The organism is Brevundimonas sp. TSRC1-1 (genome assembly GCF_049898245.1).
Classification (GTDB): Bacteria; Pseudomonadota; Alphaproteobacteria; order Caulobacterales; family Caulobacteraceae; genus Brevundimonas; species Brevundimonas mediterranea_A.
In genome coordinates this window covers 672,205-687,059 of record NZ_JAFCXI010000001.1, presented here as the reverse complement: position 1 = coordinate 687,059, position 14,855 = coordinate 672,205, and the positions used below count along the sequence as shown (strand labels likewise).

Genomic DNA, 14,855 nt, shown 5'->3' with positions numbered 1-14,855 from the left:
TCCGGACAAGCCTGAGCTGGCGTCGCCCCGCAGGCTCGCGGCCTAACAGGGCATGACCCAAGCCACCACCGCACCCGCCCCGTCCTCTGCCCCCGTCTGGCGCGAAGTCAGAGAGATCGGCGTCACCCTCGCCGCCGCCCTGATCCTGGCGATGGTGATCCGAATCCTGCTGTTCCAGCCCTTCACCATTCCATCCTCGTCGATGGAGCCGGGGCTCGTGACCGGCGACTATATCGTCGTGTCCAAATACGCCTACGGCTGGAGCCGGGCGTCCTTGCCGTTCAATCCGCCGCTGCCCGACGGCCGGGTGCTGGGACGCCAGCCGAAGCGGGGCGACGTCGTGGTCTTCCGGCGCCCGCACGACCCGGATCAGGTCTGGATCAAGCGCGTCATCGGCCTGCCCGGCGACACCGTTGAGGTCCGCAAGGGTCAGGTCTTCGTCAACGGGCGCCTGATCGGCCAGACGCCGCTCCAGATGGTCAGCGACCACGACGCCCCCCAGCGGCGTGTACTCGAGGTGCGCGAGGCGCTGGCGAGCGGCAAGACCTATGTCACCTACGACGGCGGCCCGGACCAGCCGGGCGACGACACCCCGGTCTATCACGTGCCTGAGGGTCAGTATTTCATGATGGGCGACAATCGCGACAACTCGCTGGACAGCCGCTGGCCCGCTGATCTGGGCGTCGGCCTGCTGCCGGCCGAGAACATCGTCGGCCGGGCCGAGATCGTCGCGGCCTCATGGAAACCCGGCGCCGGACTGTTCAAGCCGTGGACCTGGCTGAACCTGCAATGGGGCCGGTTCCTGACGCCCATCCGTTAGCGGGCGCGGAATTCCTCAAAGCTGACCATCCCGTCATGGTCGCGATCCAGACGGTTGAACGCCGCCCGATCCGGGGTCACGGACTGAGCCAGCGAAGGCGCGGCGACGGCGCCCAGGGCCAATCCGGCGAACGCCGCCGCCAGCAACTGACGCCAGCCCATGCGGATCGACGACCGGGCGGTCGTCGACCGGTCCAATTCGCTGTCGATGAAGCGGCGAATGGCCTCGCTGGCCGTGCGGCCCTCAATGCGGCACTTATCCATGAAGGCGGTCTTCGTCGCGTGCGGCAGCCGGATCTCGACCGTCTCGCTCTTCTTGAGGGGTCTCTGGCGGTTCATTCCGGCCTCTCGCGCTCAGTTCTTACAGCCCACCACCCAGGCGTCGTAATTGGGGTTCTGAAGCCCGCTGACGGCCGGGGACGAGGCGAACATCCAGCCGCGGTAGATCTGGCGCGGTTCGGCCGGCTGGTTGGCGCCGCGCGATTGCAGCGAGACATCGACGTAGGCGATGGCGTCTTCGGTCAGTTCGTCAGGCGTCGAGACCTCGCAGGCGCGGACGCTGAAGATCAGGTTGCGGTTGAAGCGGACCGGACGGCCGCCGACTTCGACCTCGAACTTCATGGTCTCGGCTGTGGTCTTGTCGATAGCCTGGATGACGGCGAACTTGCGCCGCTGGCGGCGAGCGGGCGTGGCCGGCTGTTCGATGGCCTTTTCGACCACCGGCTTTTCGGAGGCGGCTTCTTCCTCGGCCTTTTCGGCGACGGCCTCATCCTCGGCGAGAACGACGGAGGGCGGCGGCGTCACCGCCACCGGCGTCCGGGGCGCGGGTGCGGCGGCCGGGGCGGTCTCGGTCGGCGCATTGGCGGGTTGGGCCGGCGTGGTGCGCAGGATGTCGCCGATGGGATCCTGGACCGGACGGGCCTCGCGCGGCGAGTCCTGAAGGACGCTGGCGGTCACCGCCCCGGCGCTGAGCGCCGCGACGACGGCCGCCCCGCCCAGCAGGAGCCGATTCGGTCTCACTCGGGCGTCCAGGCCTGATAGTCGCCGGTCGCGGCGGGGCGTTTGGCCTCGGCGGCCAAAGAGCCTTGCGGACGCCAGGCCATCGGGGTGCCGGTGAAATTCGGCAGGTGATCCTTCTCCCACGCGCGGCGCGGGAGGGGCGCCTCGGTGGGCGGCAGGTCGAAGGTGTAGCGCAGCCAGCCGTGCCAATCGGCCGGCACCTTGGACGCGTCGGCATAGCCTTCGTACACGACCCAGCGGCGCTTGCGGCCGTCGTAGCTCGAGTTGTCCTTGGCCTCGTAATATTTGTTGCCGATCTCGTCGGTCCCGACGAAACGGCCGCGCTTGGCGATCGTGAAGAGGGTGCCGATCGTGGCCCCGTTCCACCAGGCGAAAATCTTGTTCAGCACGTCGTCAAAACCTACGCGAAATTCCCGCAGAAAAAGAGCCTGCGGCCGGAGCGGATCATAGGAACACTCGCCCCCTTCGTCCAGCAGACACGTTCGCAGAAGCGGGAAAAGCAGTTGGCATGAACCGTCTTGCAGAACTCGGGCTTCGCGATCTGACGCGCCGCCCGCCGAAACGCCTCCACGACCACCTTCGTCGGAGCCCTGTCGCCCCCTAACCCAAAGCTGATCCGATCAGGCTCTTCAGGCGATAGGCGGCGACGATCCGGGCGGTCCTGGCCTGGGTGGCGGCAGCGGCGGCGGCCGTGGCTTCGCGCTCGGCGTTCAGCAGGTCGATCTGGGGTTTCAGTCCGACGCGGACTTCATGTCGAACGCTGGCCAGGGCCTGGACCGCGGCCGCGCTTTGTTCGTCGGACGCCTGGGCCACCAGTTCGGCGGTGTGAATGTCCTGCCAGGCGGCGAGAACCTGTTCCTCCAGGCCCATGCGGGCGGCGCGCAGCCGGGCGGAGGCGGCGCGGACATCGGCGCTGGTCTCGGCGATCTTGCCGGACGTCAGGCCGCCGCTGAACAGGGTCCAGCGGCCGCGGATTCCCACGGTCGCGCTGTCGGCGCGATAGTCCGGAAAGAACTGGTCACGAACCGAACCCGCCTCGACGAAGGCGCTGACGGTCGGCAGGCGTTCGCCGCGCGCGGCGCGGGCGGCGGCTTCGGCCGCCTCGAGATCGGCCCGCGCCTGACGCAGGGCGGGGCTGCCGCCCATGGCGATCGCCATCGCATCGTCGAGTGAGCCGGGCAGAGGCGGATTGGGTGGAATCGGTTGCAGATCAACCGGCTCCAGGCCGGTCAGATTGCGGTAACGGGCGCGGGCGGAAACCTGCATTCCCTCCGCGCGGGCCAGGTCGGCGCGGGCCTCGGCGGCGCGCGACGCGGCCTGGGCGACGTCGGTGCTGGGGGTTTCGCCGGTCCGGAAGCGCTCGCGCGCCTGTCGCTCGATTTCCACCGTCTGGCCCGCCAGCTCGCGATACAGCCTCAACACTTCGCTGGCGGCGAGCATATCGCCATAGGCCTGAACCACCGCCAGGACGACCTGCCCCTGAACGGCGTCGCCGCCGGCCTCGGCTGCAGCCATGCCGGCGCGCGCTTGCGCGATCCCCGCCGCCGCGCGTCCCCCGGTGAACAGGGGCTGTTCGAGCGTCAACTGGGCCGCCCGAGGCGTGACGTCCGCCGCGCCCAGACCGAAGAACGCCTTCGGATCAAGCCGGCCCTGACCGACCGTCCCGCTGAGACTCAGCGAAGGCGCTCGCGCTGAGCGCGCCTGCTGCAACCGGCCTTTCGCGGCGTCGGCGCCGGCGTCGGCCTCGGCGATTTCGGGCGCATGGGCGATAGCGGCGGCGATGGCCTCCTCCAGCGTCGTCGCCTGCGCCAGACCGGGTGCGGCCAGGAACAGGACCAAGGCCCAGGGCGCAGCGTGGCGCAGGCTCATCGGAAGGCGTTCCCCGGACGCAGACCCAACGCCTTGAACACCATGGCCGCCGGGCAGAAGCCGGTGAAACCGGACTGGATCATGTTCAGCCCTGCGAAGACGGTCAGGGCGATCCACCAGGGATGGACGGCGTAGGACAAGGCCACGCCCGCCAGCACGACGCATCCGGCGAAGATCACGACAGCACGATCAAGGTTCATCGGTAGGCTCCAGATTTAGAGGGAGGGGGGTCACATGCGAAGCTTGCGGATGCCCATGATGTGCATCGCCAGCCGCTCGTAGGAGGGTTCGCTTTCGCCCCTGCGCACCTTGCGCAGGAAATATTTCTCGAAGCCGACCTTGGCCAGGTGGACCCATTTGCCGCTCGCGGCCCAGTTGACGTTGCGCGGCGGGATCTGCGGCTGGGCCACGAAGGCGACCCCTCCATCCCCGAAGTCCGCCAGACAGACGGCGTTCCAGGTCGCCTCGGCCTCGGGCGTCTCGCCAGCGATCAGGGCGGCCAGATTGGCGGCGACGGCGGTGACCATGCTTTCGATCATGAAACCGGTCTTGGGCACCCCGACGGGAACAGGTGTCGGGCCGGTCGGGGCGATGGCGACACAGACGCCCAGAGCGAAAATCTCCGGGAAGGCGGGATTGCGCTGATGCTTGTCGATCAGGATGAAGCCGCGCGGATTGGTCAGGCCCGGGATGTCGCGGATCGCGGGCACGCCTCGGAACGCCGGCAGCATCATCGAATAGCCGAAGGGCAGCTGATGGGTCTTGGCGACGGCGCCGTCCTCGGCGATCTCCTCGACGTGCATCAGGCCCGGCTCGACCTTGGCGACGCGCGCATTGGTGATCCACTTGATGTGCCGCTCGCGCAGCTTGCTTTCCATCAGGGACTTGGTGTCCCCGACGCCGTCGAGGCCGAGGTGGCCGATATAGGGCTCGGCGGTGACGAAGGTCATCGGCGCCCGATCCCGGATCTTGCGCCGTCGCAGCTCGGTATCCAGGATCAGCGCGAACTCATAGGCCGGGCCGTAGCAGGACGCGCCCTGGACGGCGCCGACGACGATGGGGCCGGGGTTCTCCACATAGGCGTCGAACATGTTGGCGGCGTGCGAGGCGTGCGACGTCTGGCAGACTGACACCGTGTAGCCATCCGGCCCCAGCCCTTCGATTTCATCGAAGGCCAGATCGGGGCCTGTCGCAATTACGAGATAATCGTAATCGACACTGTCGCCGTTGTTCAGCTCGACCCTTTTTTCTGCAGCGTGAAGCCGTTTCGCCCCCACCGCCGTGAAGCCGATCTTCTTGCGGGCGAAAATCGGCGGCAGATGAACCTGAATCTCCTCCGGCTCCCGCCAGCGAACAGCGACCCAAGGGTTTGATGGAACGAAAGAATAAGTCTCCGACTCGGCGATCATCATCACCTCGGCGCGCCCCTTGACGGCCGCTCTTATCTCATAGGCGGCGATTGTGCCGCCCAGTCCGGCGCCGATGATCACAATTTTGGGCTTGGCCATGTTTCCCTCCAGAAGGCGTTTCCATCGCCCTTATGTGCTTGACCGAATATAATGATTACATGATATACACAATAATAAAAGTATGACACCGCGTTCGGCGGGTCCATGGAGGTCGAAAATGTTCGGATTTGGAAAGCCCAAGGCCCATCGGGAGATCGGCCCGGCCGATCTGAAAACCATGCTCGCCCAGGATCAGGTCCTGCTGGTCGATGTGCGGGAAGCGGGCGAGTTCGCCGCCGAGCATATCGCAGGCGCCGTGAACCTGCCGCTCTCGTCCTTCGACCCCGCCCGGCTCCCCCAGGCGGACGGAAAGACGGTCGTCCTTCAATGCGCGGGCGGAAAGCGGTCGGGCATGGCGCTGGAACGCTGCGCCAAGGCCCAGGCTGCGATCGATACGCACCTGGCGGGCGGACTCGGGGCCTGGAAGTCGGCGGGCCTTCCGGTCGAGCGCGGCTGACGTGCGATTGATCGGCGGGGATGGTGGAAGGACGACGGCGATGAAGATGTGGACCCTGATGGCTGCGGCCGCGCTGACGCTGTCAGCGTGCGGCGGCGCGGATGAAAAGCGCGAGCCGACCGCCAAGGCGGCGCCCGCCGGCGAACAGCTCGTCCTGGCCTCGAACCTCCTCGCCGACACCAAGACGGTGGCGGGCGAAATCACCACCCGCGACCAGTCGCAAGCCCGGGCACGCATCTCCGGCGTCCTGGTCGTCCTGTCGGTGCGCGAGGGCGATATGGTGAGCCGCGGTCAGCAGATCGGACGGGTCGTCGATGACCGGATCGGTTTCGAGACTCGCGCCTATGGCGCCCAGGTCGCCGCCGCCGAGGCGGAGGCGACGCGCGCCCGCGCCGACCTGGGACGGATCCAGGACCTTTATGACCACAATGTCTACGCCAAGGCGCGCCTGGATCAGGCCGTCGCGGCGTCGCGCGCCGCAGACGCCCAGGCGGCCGCCGCTCGCGCCGAACGCGGCGCCAGCGCCAGCATGGCCGGCCAGGGGGCGATCCTGGCGCCGGCCGCCGGCCGCGTCTTGAAGGTCGAGGTCACGGCCGGATCCGTGGTCAGCCCCGGAATGTCGGTCGCGACGATCACCGCAGGCCCCCCCGTGCTTCGTCTCGAACTCCCCGAATCCCTCGCCGGCCGGGTCAAGCCCGGCGCCCGCGTCCTGCTGACGGCGGACGATCTGCCGGTCGAAGCGCGCCAGGGACAGGTGACGCAGGTCTATCCCGCCATCGTCGGCGGGCGGATTCAGATTGATGCGGCCGTACCGGGCCTGACCACCGAACTGGTCGGCCGCAGGGTCGCGGCCTCGATCGAGATCGGCCAACGCCAGGCCCTGACCGTACCCCGGCGTTTCGTCACGACGCGTTATGGTCTGGACTATGTGGAAGTGATTTCACCTGACCGGAAACCCAGCGCCGTCCCGGTTCAGACGGCGCCGACGAACGACCCTGAAACGGTCGAAATCCTGAGCGGCGTCAAGGCTGGCGACAGGCTGGTCGCGACGAGGACGCAAGGATGAAACTGGGCCTGTCCGGGCGCCTGACGCGCTTCACCATCACCTCTCCGCTGACGCCGCTGTTCCTGCTGGCGGCCATCGCCGTCGGCCTGCTGGCCCTGTTCTCGATCCCGCGGGAGGAAGAGCCGCAGATCAGCGTGCCCATGGTCGACATCCAGGTGGCGGCGCCCGGCCTGGCGGCCCCCGATGCGGTCGAACTGATCGGGATTCCCCTCGAGACCATCGTCAAGAGCGTGAACGGGGTCGAGCACGTCTACACCCAGGCCGAAGACAATGGGGTGCTGGTGACGGCGCGCTTCCTGGTGGGGTCCAACCCCGAAGACGCCGCCATCCGGATCGAGGAAAAGCTGCGCGCCAACCGGGACCGGATTCCGGTGGGGGTCCCCGATCCCAAGGTGACGGTGCGCGGCATCGACGACGTGCCGGCCATCGTCCTGACCCTGACCCCGAAACCGGGCGCGGCGGGCCAGTGGACCGATCAGGCCCTCTATGATCTGGCGCACAAGCTGCGCACCGAAATCGCCAAGGTCGATAATGTGGGCCTGACGTTCGTCACCGGCGGTCGGCCCGACGAGATCCGCATCGCTCCTGATCCCGCAAAGCTGAATCAGTATGGCGTGCCGCTGGGCCGTGTGATCGAGGCGGCGTCTCAGGCCAACCGCAGCTTCCCGGTCGGCAATGTCCGCGAGGACGGCCAGGCCGTGGCCGTCACCTCCGGCCGCACCCTGTCCTCGGCCCAGGAGATCGGCCTGCTGACCGTCCGCTCCGTCACCGGCGCGCCGGTCTATCTGCGCGATGTGGCGGACGTGGCCCAGGGGCCGCGAGAAGACCAGGCCCGGGTGTGGCGCTGGGCCCGGCATGACGGGCAGTGGGCCAGCACGCCCGCCGTCAGCATCGCCATCGCCAAGCGCGCCGGCGCCAATGCGGTCGTGGTGTCCGAAGCCGTGCGTCAGCGCGTCGAAAACCTGGAAGGCAAGCTGATCCCTGAGGGCGTCGAGGTCGCCGTCAGCCGCGACTATGGCGAGACAGCCAATGAAAAGGCGAACGAGCTGCTGTTCCACCTGGCCCTGGCCACGGTGTCGATCGTCGTGCTGATCGGCTTCGCCATCGGCTGGCGCGAGGCCGCCGTCACCGCCGTGGTCATTCCCACCACCATCCTGCTGACCCTCTTCGCCTCCTATGTGATGGGCTACACGATCAACCGCGTCAGCCTGTTCGCCCTCATCTTCTCCATCGGCATCCTGGTCGACGACGCCATCGTCATGATCGAGAACATCGCCCGTCACTGGGGGATGCGCGACGGGCGCAGCCGAACCGAGGCGGCCGTCGAGGCGGTGGCCGAGGTCGGCAATCCCACCGTCGTGGCGACCCTGACCGTCGTGGCGGCCCTGCTGCCCATGCTGTTCGTGTCAGGTCTGATGGGTCCCTATATGGCGCCCATCCCGGTCAACGCCTCGGCGGCGATGATCTTCTCCTTCTTCGTCGCGGTGGTGATCGCGCCGTGGCTGATGATCCGGTTTGCGCGAAAGACCCTGGCCCATGGCCAGCACGATCACGCCCATGAAGACGGAGGCGGCAAGCTGGGACGGCTGTACGCCCGCGTGGCGCATCGCGTGATCGACAAGCGGTCCTCGGCCCGCAACTTCCTGATCGGCGTCGGCCTCGCCACCCTGGTCGCCTGTTCGATGTTCTACTTCAAGGCGGTCACGGTGAAACTGCTGCCCTTCGACAACAAGTCGGAGATCCAGGTGGTGGTCGACATGCCCGAAGGGACCAGCCTGGAAGCCACCTCCCGTACCCTGGACGAGGCGGCGGCTCAGATTCGCACCCTGCCCGAGGCGGACGCCATGGAAGCCTATGCCGGGGCCTCGGCGCCGTTCAACTTCAACGGTCTGGTGCGGCACTATTTCCTGCGCGACCGGCCTGAGATGGGCGATCTGATGATCTCCCTTCTGCCCAAGGACGAGCGCAGCCGCTCCAGCCACGCCGTCGCGCTGGATCTGCGCGACAAGCTGAAGGCCCTGCCCCTGCCCTCCGGCGCGTCGATCAAGGTGGTCGAGACGCCGCCCGGCCCGCCCGTCCTGGCCACCCTGCTGGCGGAGATTTACGGCCCCGACGCTGAAACCCGGCGCAAGACCGCGCTGGAAGTCGAAAAACTGTTCCGCTCCGTCCCCTATATCGTCGATGTCGACAACAGTTTCGGCCAGGAACGGCCGCGACTGCGGCTGGTCCCGGTACGGGATCGTCTGGACTACTACGGCCTGTCCGAACGCGAGCTGCAGGATTCCATCGGCGCGATTCTGGCCGGGTCCACGGTCGGCTATGCGCCGCGCGGCGACGGCCGTTCGCCCCTGCCGATCACCGTCGCCCTGCCGCAATCGGCGCGCAGCTGGAGCCGCACCCTGGCCACGACGCCGGTGGCGGTGACGACCGGGCCGACGGGACCGCGCCTGATCGAACTGGGCGAGGTCGTTGACGGCCGCCGCGAAGCGGGCAGTCACGCCGTCTTCCGTCGCGACGGCCGACCGCTCGACATGGTGACCGCCGAACTGGCCGGCGAATACGAGGCCCCCATCTACGGCATGCTGGCGGTCAATCGCGCCATCGAGACCCATGACTGGGACGCGCTGGGCCTGCAGAAGCCGGCCGTCCGCCTCAATGGCCAGCCGGAGGATGAATCCGTTCCCACCCTGCTGTGGGACGGCGAGTGGGAAATCACCTGGGTCACCTTCCGCGACATGGGCGCCGCCTTCATGGTCGCCCTTCTGGGGATCTATGTGCTGGTCGTGGCCCAGTTCCACAGCTTCAAACTGCCCCTGGTCATCCTGACTCCCATCCCCCTGACCCTGATCGGCATCGTCATCGGCCACATGCTGTTCGGCGCGCCGTTCACGGCCACCTCGATGATCGGCTTCATCGCCCTGGCCGGCATCATCGTGCGCAACTCCATCCTGCTTGTGGACTTCATCCGGCACACGGCCTCGCCCGACAAACCCTTGCGCGACGTCCTGATCGAGGCGGGCGCCATCCGGTTCAAGCCGATCCTGCTGACCGCCCTGGCGGCCATGATCGGGGCGGCGGTGATCCTGACCGATCCGATCTTCCAGGGTCTGGCGATCTCGCTCCTGTTCGGTCTGGCCTCCTCGACCCTGCTGACCGTCCTGGTCATTCCGGCCATCTATGTCGTGCTGCGGGATGACGGAAAACCCGCGACCCGATGACGCCGCACCAAGCCCCCATGGCGGATCTGGCCAGACACGCCCATGCGGCCGCTGCGGAGTTGAAGCTGCTGGCCAATGAGCATCGCCTGTTGCTGCTCTGCCGGCTGACGCAGGAGGAACTGTCGGTGGGGCAGCTTGTGGGGCTGTGCGGCCCGTCCCAGTCCGGCGTCTCTCAGAATCTGAGACGGCTGCGCGAGGGCGGGCTGGTGAAGACGCGTCGCGACCGCTCAACCATCTATTACAGCCTCGCCGACGACACGGTTCGCCAACTCATCGACATCGTATGCGACCGCTTCGCCCGCCCTCGGACACCCGACTAGACGAAAGGACGCCAGTCCCCTCCGCCCGCGCCTTATCGACGGGGGGCCGGGGTGACGCGGGCGAACCGGGCGGCGTCCCCACGGGGCGGGGCTGACGCCTCGGTCGAGGGCGCCGAAGCCCCGGCGGAGGGCAGAAGGCGCGCGCCGACCGCCTGTCCGTCGCCGCAGAAGATTTCGTACAACATGCCCATCACCGCCTGGGCGCGTTCGTCGGCGATGGAATAGTAGATCGAACGCGACTGGCGCCGGGTCTTGACCAAGCCGTACTGGCGCAACTCCGCCAGTTGCTGCGACAGAGCCGGCTGCTTGATGCCCAGATCCGCCTCGAGCTGTCCGACGGATCGCTCCTCCGCAGCAATATGGCAGAGGATCAACAGCCGATTTGTATTGGCCAGCTGACGTAGCAGTTCGGCGGCCTGGGGCGCCTTGTCCTTCAGCCGCCCCATGGCCGCGGCCTGGTCGTCGCTCATGCGCGGCGCTCGCGATAATACCAAGGCGCATCACCGTCGCCGTCAGCCAGGGCCGCATCCAGAGTGGTGGCGGCCGGCTCCAGCAGGGGCTCGCCGGGCGACCATCCGGCCGGCGTCGACGCCTGCTCACGGTCGGCGGTCTGCAGCGCCGTCACCAGCCGCAGCAGTTCATCGACCGATCGGCCGATATTCATCGGATACCAGCTGATGGCGCGCACGATCCCGGTCGGATCGATGACGAAGCTCGCCCGCACCGTGGCGCTGTCGCTGGAGCCGGCGTCGACCATGCCGAAGGCGTGACCGATGGCCATGGACGGATCCTCGATGATGGGGAAGGCCACCTTCACGCCGAAGCGGCGATAGATGTCCTTCAGCCAGGCCAGGTGGGAATAGAGGCTGTCCACCGACAGAGCCATCAGGTCACAGCCCAGAGCCTCGAAAGCGTCCGCCCGCCTGGCCAGGGCGATGAACTCGCTGGTGCAGACCGGCGTGAAGTCGGCCGGGTGCGAGAACAGCACCAGCCACCGCCCGCGATAGTCGCTGAGCCGTTTCTCGCCCTGGGTCGTGCGCGCGATGAAGTCCGGAGCCGGATCATTGATACGGAGGGCGCGGAGGGCGCTGGGGCTGTGTGGCGGGGCGGTCTCAGTCGAATCCATGGGGCGGAATCTAGTGACTTTCAGGCCGCTTCGCCATACTGAAATACATACCTGCAAGAACTATGAAGGTGTTTATACGTCGATCGCGGACACGGACGGCTCGAGCTCCGCAACCCACCCGCGACCAGGTCGCCATATCCAGGGAGGTATTCACCCGCGTCAACGGCGTGGACGCCTCTGGCGCCCAGGTGTGGTCGGCGCAGATTCTAGTCGTCGGTCCAGGTTTGATGGCGGAAGCGCGCAGGCCGGGTTCGGCCGTGGCCGGCGCCGACCTGCCAAGGGCGTCAGCGAACAGCCTGGCGATGTAGGCCGAGCCGTTGCCGGTCATGACCCGCTCGACGACGATGCGTGACGCTGAGGGTGTCCAACACCGCACATAGGGAACGGTCGGCCGATGTGAGGCGCTATGCGCTTGAGATGAGCGGTTCGCCCGCCGCTCCAGGAGCCGCCCATGCCCATGAAAATCTCTCACTTTCCCAACCCGACTTCCGGGGCACGGACGCAGCCAGAGACGATCACATGAACGCCCGGTCGACGTCGGGCCTGGCGCAGGGCGGTCTCGGCGGGCCCGAAGATCAGCTGCTGGAAGACGGACAGGAAGAAGTCTTCTCCCGCGCCGAGATCGAGAGCGGGCGGATCGAACACCATGCCAATACCCAGACCGCCCCTGATCCGGGCGAGATCGAACCTTCGTCCCCTAACTCAGACCAGAGCCTGACCGCGCCGGCGGACGCCCGCGCCAAAGACAAGACCCGGGGCGCGGCGGCCTGAGCATGGTTCAAGGCCTACGCGACCCCATCCCGGACACGGCGGTTCATCTTTGCGTCGACATGCAGCGGATGTTCGTCGAGGACACGGAGTGGCGCACCCCCTGGGCAGCTCGCGTGCTGCCCGTCATCGAACGGCTGTGCGAAGCGAAGCCGGAACGCAACGTCTTCACCCGCTTCATCCCCGCCGCGCGCCCGGGCGAAGGCCGGGGCACCTGGCGCGGCTACTGGGAGAAATGGTCGTCGATGACTCTCGACGCCCTGGGTCCCGAATTGGTGGATCTGGCGACGCCGCTTCAGCGCTTCGTCCCTCCCGGACGCCTGATCGACAAACACGGCTACTCGCCGTGGTTTGGAACCGATCTCGACCCGGTGCTGCGGCGAAGCGGCGTGGACACCCTCGTCGTCACAGGCGCGGAGACGGATGTATGCGTCCTGGCGGCGGTGTTGGGCGCGGTCGACCTTGGCTACAGGGTCGTGGTCGTCAAGGACGGCCTATGCAGCTCTTCGGACGCCTCTCACGACCGACTCATCGCCCTCTATCACGAACGCTACGGCCAGCAGGTCGAAGCGGCGGAATGTGCGGAGGTTCTCGATGCCTGGCGCTGACAGGGACGCCTGGCGGCCGATCAGTCCGCCCGACGAGGACGGCCCCCGCGACGGCGCCCTCCCGGCCTACGTCGCCAATGGGCTGATCGGGCTTCGGGTCAGGGAAATGCCGCTCATGGCAGGCATGACCCTGGTCAACGGGGTGGTCGGGGAAAACCCGGAGCGCCGGGTGGAAGCGGCCGCCCCCGTCCCCTACCCGCTCGCCGCCGATCTCTGCGTCAATGGCGTCTGGATGTCCGATCAGCCCTGGGCGGTCTCGGACCTTCGCCAGGCCTACGATTTCGCCACGGGTGAACTCACCAGCCGGTGCCGTGTCCGGCTCGGCGGAGTAGATGCGGCCGTCGAAATTCTGACTCTCGCCAGCCGTACCGCGCCGACCCTGGTGATGCAGGAAATCCATGTGCGGCCGGACGTGCCCTGCCACATGCGTTTGCGCGCCGTTGTGGCGACCACGGACCTGCGCGGACGGGTCGCCCGACGCCGCACCGACACGCCGGGCGAGCCTGAGCCGGCCTGTGACGGGTCTCTGCTGTGGTCGACCGAGGGGGACCTGTCCACATGCGGTGTCGCCCTGGCGACCGAGACCACGCCGGGGGCCTCCCCCGACGTCACCGCCTGGGACGCGACCGGGCCATTGCAGACCACCTACGACCTCGGCACGGTCGGCAAGCGGGGCGCGAGCCTCAGACAGATGGCCGCGCTCATCCCCTCGCTGATCCATGCACGCCCCGACGAAGAGGCGGTCCGCCGGGTTGCGCGGGGCGCCCAGACGGGTTTCGACGTCCTGAGAGCCCGAAACCGAGACGCGTGGCGCGAACTGTGGCGGGGACGCATTGTTGTCGATGGGGCGACGCCAGACCACCAGGCGCTGATCGATGCGGCCTATTTCTACCTGAACAGTTCGGTGCATCCAGCCTCGCCGTCCGCAACTTCGATCTTCGGCCTCGCGACCTGGCACGACTACAATTATTACTTCGGCCACGTGATGTGGGACATCGACGCCTTCTGCGTGCCGCCCGTGATGCTGTCTCAGCCGGACGCGGCGCGGGCGCTGCTGGATTTCCGGAGCCGGGGCCTGAGGGCGGCGAAATCGAATGCGCGGCTCTCGGGCCGGCGGGGCGTGCAGTTTCCCTGGGAGGCCGCGCCTCTGACGGGGCAGGAGGCGGCGCCGGGAGCCGGGTCGGCGGCGGCGCACGAAGACCACGGATCGCTGCATGTGGCGCGGGCCTTCGCCCTGTTCGCCGACGCGACGGGCGACGAGGCCTTCTTGAGGGACGACGCCTGGCCTGTGCTGGAAGGCGTGGCCGACTGGATCGTCAGCCGCCTGACGCGCACCGCGCGCGGATATGAACTGAAGCGCGCCACGGGCCCCGCCGAAGTGCCGGATCCGCCCGACAACGACGCTTTCAGCCTGATGTTGTCGCACGACGTGCTGTGTCGCGCCGTCGCCGCCGCCGAAGCGACAGGACGCACGCCCCCGGCCTCATGGGCCGAGGTCAGGGACAACCTCTATCTGCCGGTGCGGTCCGACAAGGTCATCGCCGCGCATGACGCCTTCCGCATCGACGAACCCAAGGGCGCGACTCCCTCACCGCTGGGGGGCCTCTTTCCAGGCGGGTACCGGACCGACGAAGCGGTCGAACGCCGGACGCTCGACTTCTACCTGGCGCACTGGCGCGATTATGTCGGCGCGCCGATGTTCCCCGCCCTCTATGGCGTCTGGGCCGCCCGGACCGGCGATCGCGCCCTGGCGCTGAAGCTGTTCGAGGAGGGGTACGCGGCCTACGACGCGGGGCGATTCCACCAGTGCCTGGAATACCGGCCCGACCACCCTGACAGCGAGACTGCGGCCGGTCCCTTCTTCGCCAACCTGGGCGGGATGTTGCTGGGGCTGCTGTTCGGCTTCACCGGCCTCGATGCGAAGGGCGATCCCGCCCATTGGCCTGATCGCCCTGTAGTCCTGCCCGAAGGCTGGCGCGCCATCTCCGTCGAACGTCTCTGGTTCGGCGGACGAACGGCCTCCCTGAGGGCGGATCAGGGGGCGGAGCGGGCCGTCATCAAGTTTCATTGAAAAGG

16 protein-coding genes are annotated in these 14,855 nt (G+C 67.8%); 8 read left to right on the top strand and 8 right to left on the bottom strand.

The genetic code is table 11. The features are described from left to right. The first annotated feature begins 52 nt into the window (after nucleotides 1–52). Complete coding sequence (lepB, locus tag ACP7CK_RS03480; protein ID WP_426025121.1) at nucleotides 53–820, top strand: signal peptidase I; 768 nt, start codon at nucleotides 53–55, stop codon at nucleotides 818–820. On the opposite strand, the gene ACP7CK_RS03475 is transcribed toward lepB, so the two are convergent. From ACP7CK_RS03475 to ACP7CK_RS03450, 6 genes are all read right to left on the bottom strand, one after another. Beyond that, nucleotides 817–1,158, bottom strand: a complete 342-nt coding sequence (locus ACP7CK_RS03475) for an EF-hand domain-containing protein (protein ID WP_426025120.1) — start codon at nucleotides 1,156–1,158, stop codon at nucleotides 817–819. The two genes, lepB and ACP7CK_RS03475, sit on opposite strands and share 4 nt — an antisense overlap. 15 nt (nucleotides 1,159–1,173) lie before the next feature. Then, on the bottom strand, nucleotides 1,174–1,839 hold the full coding sequence (locus ACP7CK_RS03470; RefSeq protein ID WP_426025119.1) for a DUF2155 domain-containing protein: 666 nt from the start codon (nucleotides 1,837–1,839) through the stop codon (nucleotides 1,174–1,176). After that, nucleotides 1,836–2,228, bottom strand: a complete 393-nt coding sequence (locus ACP7CK_RS03465; protein WP_035305092.1) for an NADH:ubiquinone oxidoreductase subunit NDUFA12 — start codon at nucleotides 2,226–2,228, stop codon at nucleotides 1,836–1,838. Before ACP7CK_RS03465 ends, ACP7CK_RS03470 begins: the two co-directional genes overlap by 4 nt. 211 nt (nucleotides 2,229–2,439) lie before the next feature. Beyond that, entirely contained in the window at nucleotides 2,440–3,708 is a 1,269-nt protein-coding gene (locus ACP7CK_RS03460) for a TolC family protein (protein ID WP_292147324.1), read from the bottom strand. Continuing rightward, nucleotides 3,705–3,908, bottom strand: a complete 204-nt coding sequence (locus ACP7CK_RS03455; protein ID WP_008259227.1) for a YgaP family membrane protein — start codon at nucleotides 3,906–3,908, stop codon at nucleotides 3,705–3,707. Before ACP7CK_RS03455 ends, ACP7CK_RS03460 begins: the two co-directional genes overlap by 4 nt. A gap of 30 nt (nucleotides 3,909–3,938) precedes the next feature. Next, entirely contained in the window at nucleotides 3,939–5,216 is a 1,278-nt protein-coding gene (locus tag ACP7CK_RS03450; protein WP_426025118.1) for an NAD(P)/FAD-dependent oxidoreductase, read from the bottom strand. A 118-nt stretch (nucleotides 5,217–5,334) separates the two neighbouring features. Between ACP7CK_RS03450 and ACP7CK_RS03445 the strand changes: the two genes are divergently transcribed. The 4 genes from ACP7CK_RS03445 to ACP7CK_RS03430 are packed head-to-tail and all read left to right on the top strand — an operon-like array spanning nucleotide 5,335 to nucleotide 10,277. Then, nucleotides 5,335–5,673: a rhodanese-like domain-containing protein gene (locus tag ACP7CK_RS03445; RefSeq protein ID WP_008261203.1), complete on the top strand. Its 339-nt coding sequence runs from the start codon at nucleotides 5,335–5,337 to the stop codon at nucleotides 5,671–5,673. Between the two features lie 40 nt (nucleotides 5,674–5,713). Beyond that, nucleotides 5,714–6,739: an efflux RND transporter periplasmic adaptor subunit gene (locus ACP7CK_RS03440; protein ID WP_292147327.1), complete on the top strand. Its 1,026-nt coding sequence runs from the start codon at nucleotides 5,714–5,716 to the stop codon at nucleotides 6,737–6,739. Then, complete coding sequence (locus tag ACP7CK_RS03435) at nucleotides 6,736–9,957, top strand: efflux RND transporter permease subunit (RefSeq protein WP_426025117.1); 3,222 nt, start codon at nucleotides 6,736–6,738, stop codon at nucleotides 9,955–9,957. The genes ACP7CK_RS03440 and ACP7CK_RS03435 overlap by 4 nt, the downstream gene beginning before the upstream one ends. Next, the gene (locus tag ACP7CK_RS03430) at nucleotides 9,954–10,277 is read left to right on the top strand and encodes an ArsR/SmtB family transcription factor (protein ID WP_040349377.1); all 324 of its coding nucleotides are present in this window, start codon (nucleotides 9,954–9,956) and stop codon (nucleotides 10,275–10,277) included. The genes ACP7CK_RS03435 and ACP7CK_RS03430 overlap by 4 nt, the downstream gene beginning before the upstream one ends. A 32-nt stretch (nucleotides 10,278–10,309) precedes the next feature. Here the strand turns inward: ACP7CK_RS03430 and ACP7CK_RS03425 are convergent, their stop codons facing one another. Beyond that, a complete protein-coding gene (locus ACP7CK_RS03425; protein ID WP_035305115.1) occupies nucleotides 10,310–10,747 on the bottom strand; it encodes an ArsR/SmtB family transcription factor in 438 nt (145 codons plus the stop codon). Next, nucleotides 10,744–11,403, bottom strand: a complete 660-nt coding sequence (locus ACP7CK_RS03420; protein ID WP_035305117.1) for a peroxiredoxin — start codon at nucleotides 11,401–11,403, stop codon at nucleotides 10,744–10,746. Before ACP7CK_RS03420 ends, ACP7CK_RS03425 begins: the two co-directional genes overlap by 4 nt. 519 nt (nucleotides 11,404–11,922) lie before the next feature. Between ACP7CK_RS03420 and ACP7CK_RS03415 the strand changes: the two genes are divergently transcribed. Genes ACP7CK_RS03415 through ACP7CK_RS03405 form a run of 3 tightly spaced genes read left to right on the top strand, consistent with a single transcriptional unit; the run spans nucleotide 11,923 to nucleotide 14,850 of the window. Continuing rightward, complete coding sequence (locus ACP7CK_RS03415; RefSeq protein WP_426025116.1) at nucleotides 11,923–12,174, top strand: hypothetical protein; 252 nt, start codon at nucleotides 11,923–11,925, stop codon at nucleotides 12,172–12,174. A 2-nt stretch (nucleotides 12,175–12,176) separates the two neighbouring features. Further along, nucleotides 12,177–12,779, top strand: coding sequence for a cysteine hydrolase family protein (locus ACP7CK_RS03410; RefSeq protein ID WP_154725216.1), 603 nt, complete (start codon nucleotides 12,177–12,179; stop codon nucleotides 12,777–12,779). Then, nucleotides 12,766–14,850 (top strand): glycoside hydrolase family 65 protein, encoded by a 2,085-nt coding sequence (locus ACP7CK_RS03405; RefSeq protein ID WP_426025115.1) that lies wholly within the window; start codon nucleotides 12,766–12,768, stop codon nucleotides 14,848–14,850. The genes ACP7CK_RS03410 and ACP7CK_RS03405 overlap by 14 nt, the downstream gene beginning before the upstream one ends. Nucleotides 14,851–14,855: the final 5 nt, after the last annotated feature.

What these genes read in the sequence shown, in the direction of transcription:
- lepB (WP_426025121.1), top strand. Translation starts at nt 53, where the DNA reads ATGACCCAAGCCACCACCGCACCCGCCCCGTCCTCTGCCCCCGTCTGG.
- ACP7CK_RS03435 (WP_426025117.1), top strand. Translation starts at nt 6,736, where the DNA reads ATGAAACTGGGCCTGTCCGGGCGCCTGACGCGCTTCACCATCACCTCT.
- ACP7CK_RS03410 (WP_154725216.1), top strand. Translation starts at nt 12,177, where the DNA reads ATGGTTCAAGGCCTACGCGACCCCATCCCGGACACGGCGGTTCATCTT.
- ACP7CK_RS03460 (WP_292147324.1), bottom strand. Translation starts at nt 3,708, where the DNA reads ATGAGCCTGCGCCACGCTGCGCCCTGGGCCTTGGTCCTGTTCCTGGCC.
- ACP7CK_RS03420 (WP_035305117.1), bottom strand. Translation starts at nt 11,403, where the DNA reads ATGGATTCGACTGAGACCGCCCCGCCACACAGCCCCAGCGCCCTCCGC.
- ACP7CK_RS03450 (WP_426025118.1), bottom strand. Translation starts at nt 5,216, where the DNA reads ATGGCCAAGCCCAAAATTGTGATCATCGGCGCCGGACTGGGCGGCACA.
- ACP7CK_RS03425 (WP_035305115.1), bottom strand. Translation starts at nt 10,747, where the DNA reads ATGAGCGACGACCAGGCCGCGGCCATGGGGCGGCTGAAGGACAAGGCG.
- ACP7CK_RS03445 (WP_008261203.1), top strand. Translation starts at nt 5,335, where the DNA reads ATGTTCGGATTTGGAAAGCCCAAGGCCCATCGGGAGATCGGCCCGGCC.
- ACP7CK_RS03440 (WP_292147327.1), top strand. Translation starts at nt 5,714, where the DNA reads ATGAAGATGTGGACCCTGATGGCTGCGGCCGCGCTGACGCTGTCAGCG.
- ACP7CK_RS03405 (WP_426025115.1), top strand. Translation starts at nt 12,766, where the DNA reads ATGCCTGGCGCTGACAGGGACGCCTGGCGGCCGATCAGTCCGCCCGAC.
- ACP7CK_RS03415 (WP_426025116.1), top strand. Translation starts at nt 11,923, where the DNA reads ATGAACGCCCGGTCGACGTCGGGCCTGGCGCAGGGCGGTCTCGGCGGG.
- ACP7CK_RS03475 (WP_426025120.1), bottom strand. Translation starts at nt 1,158, where the DNA reads ATGAACCGCCAGAGACCCCTCAAGAAGAGCGAGACGGTCGAGATCCGG.
- ACP7CK_RS03455 (WP_008259227.1), bottom strand. Translation starts at nt 3,908, where the DNA reads ATGAACCTTGATCGTGCTGTCGTGATCTTCGCCGGATGCGTCGTGCTG.
- ACP7CK_RS03430 (WP_040349377.1), top strand. Translation starts at nt 9,954, where the DNA reads ATGACGCCGCACCAAGCCCCCATGGCGGATCTGGCCAGACACGCCCAT.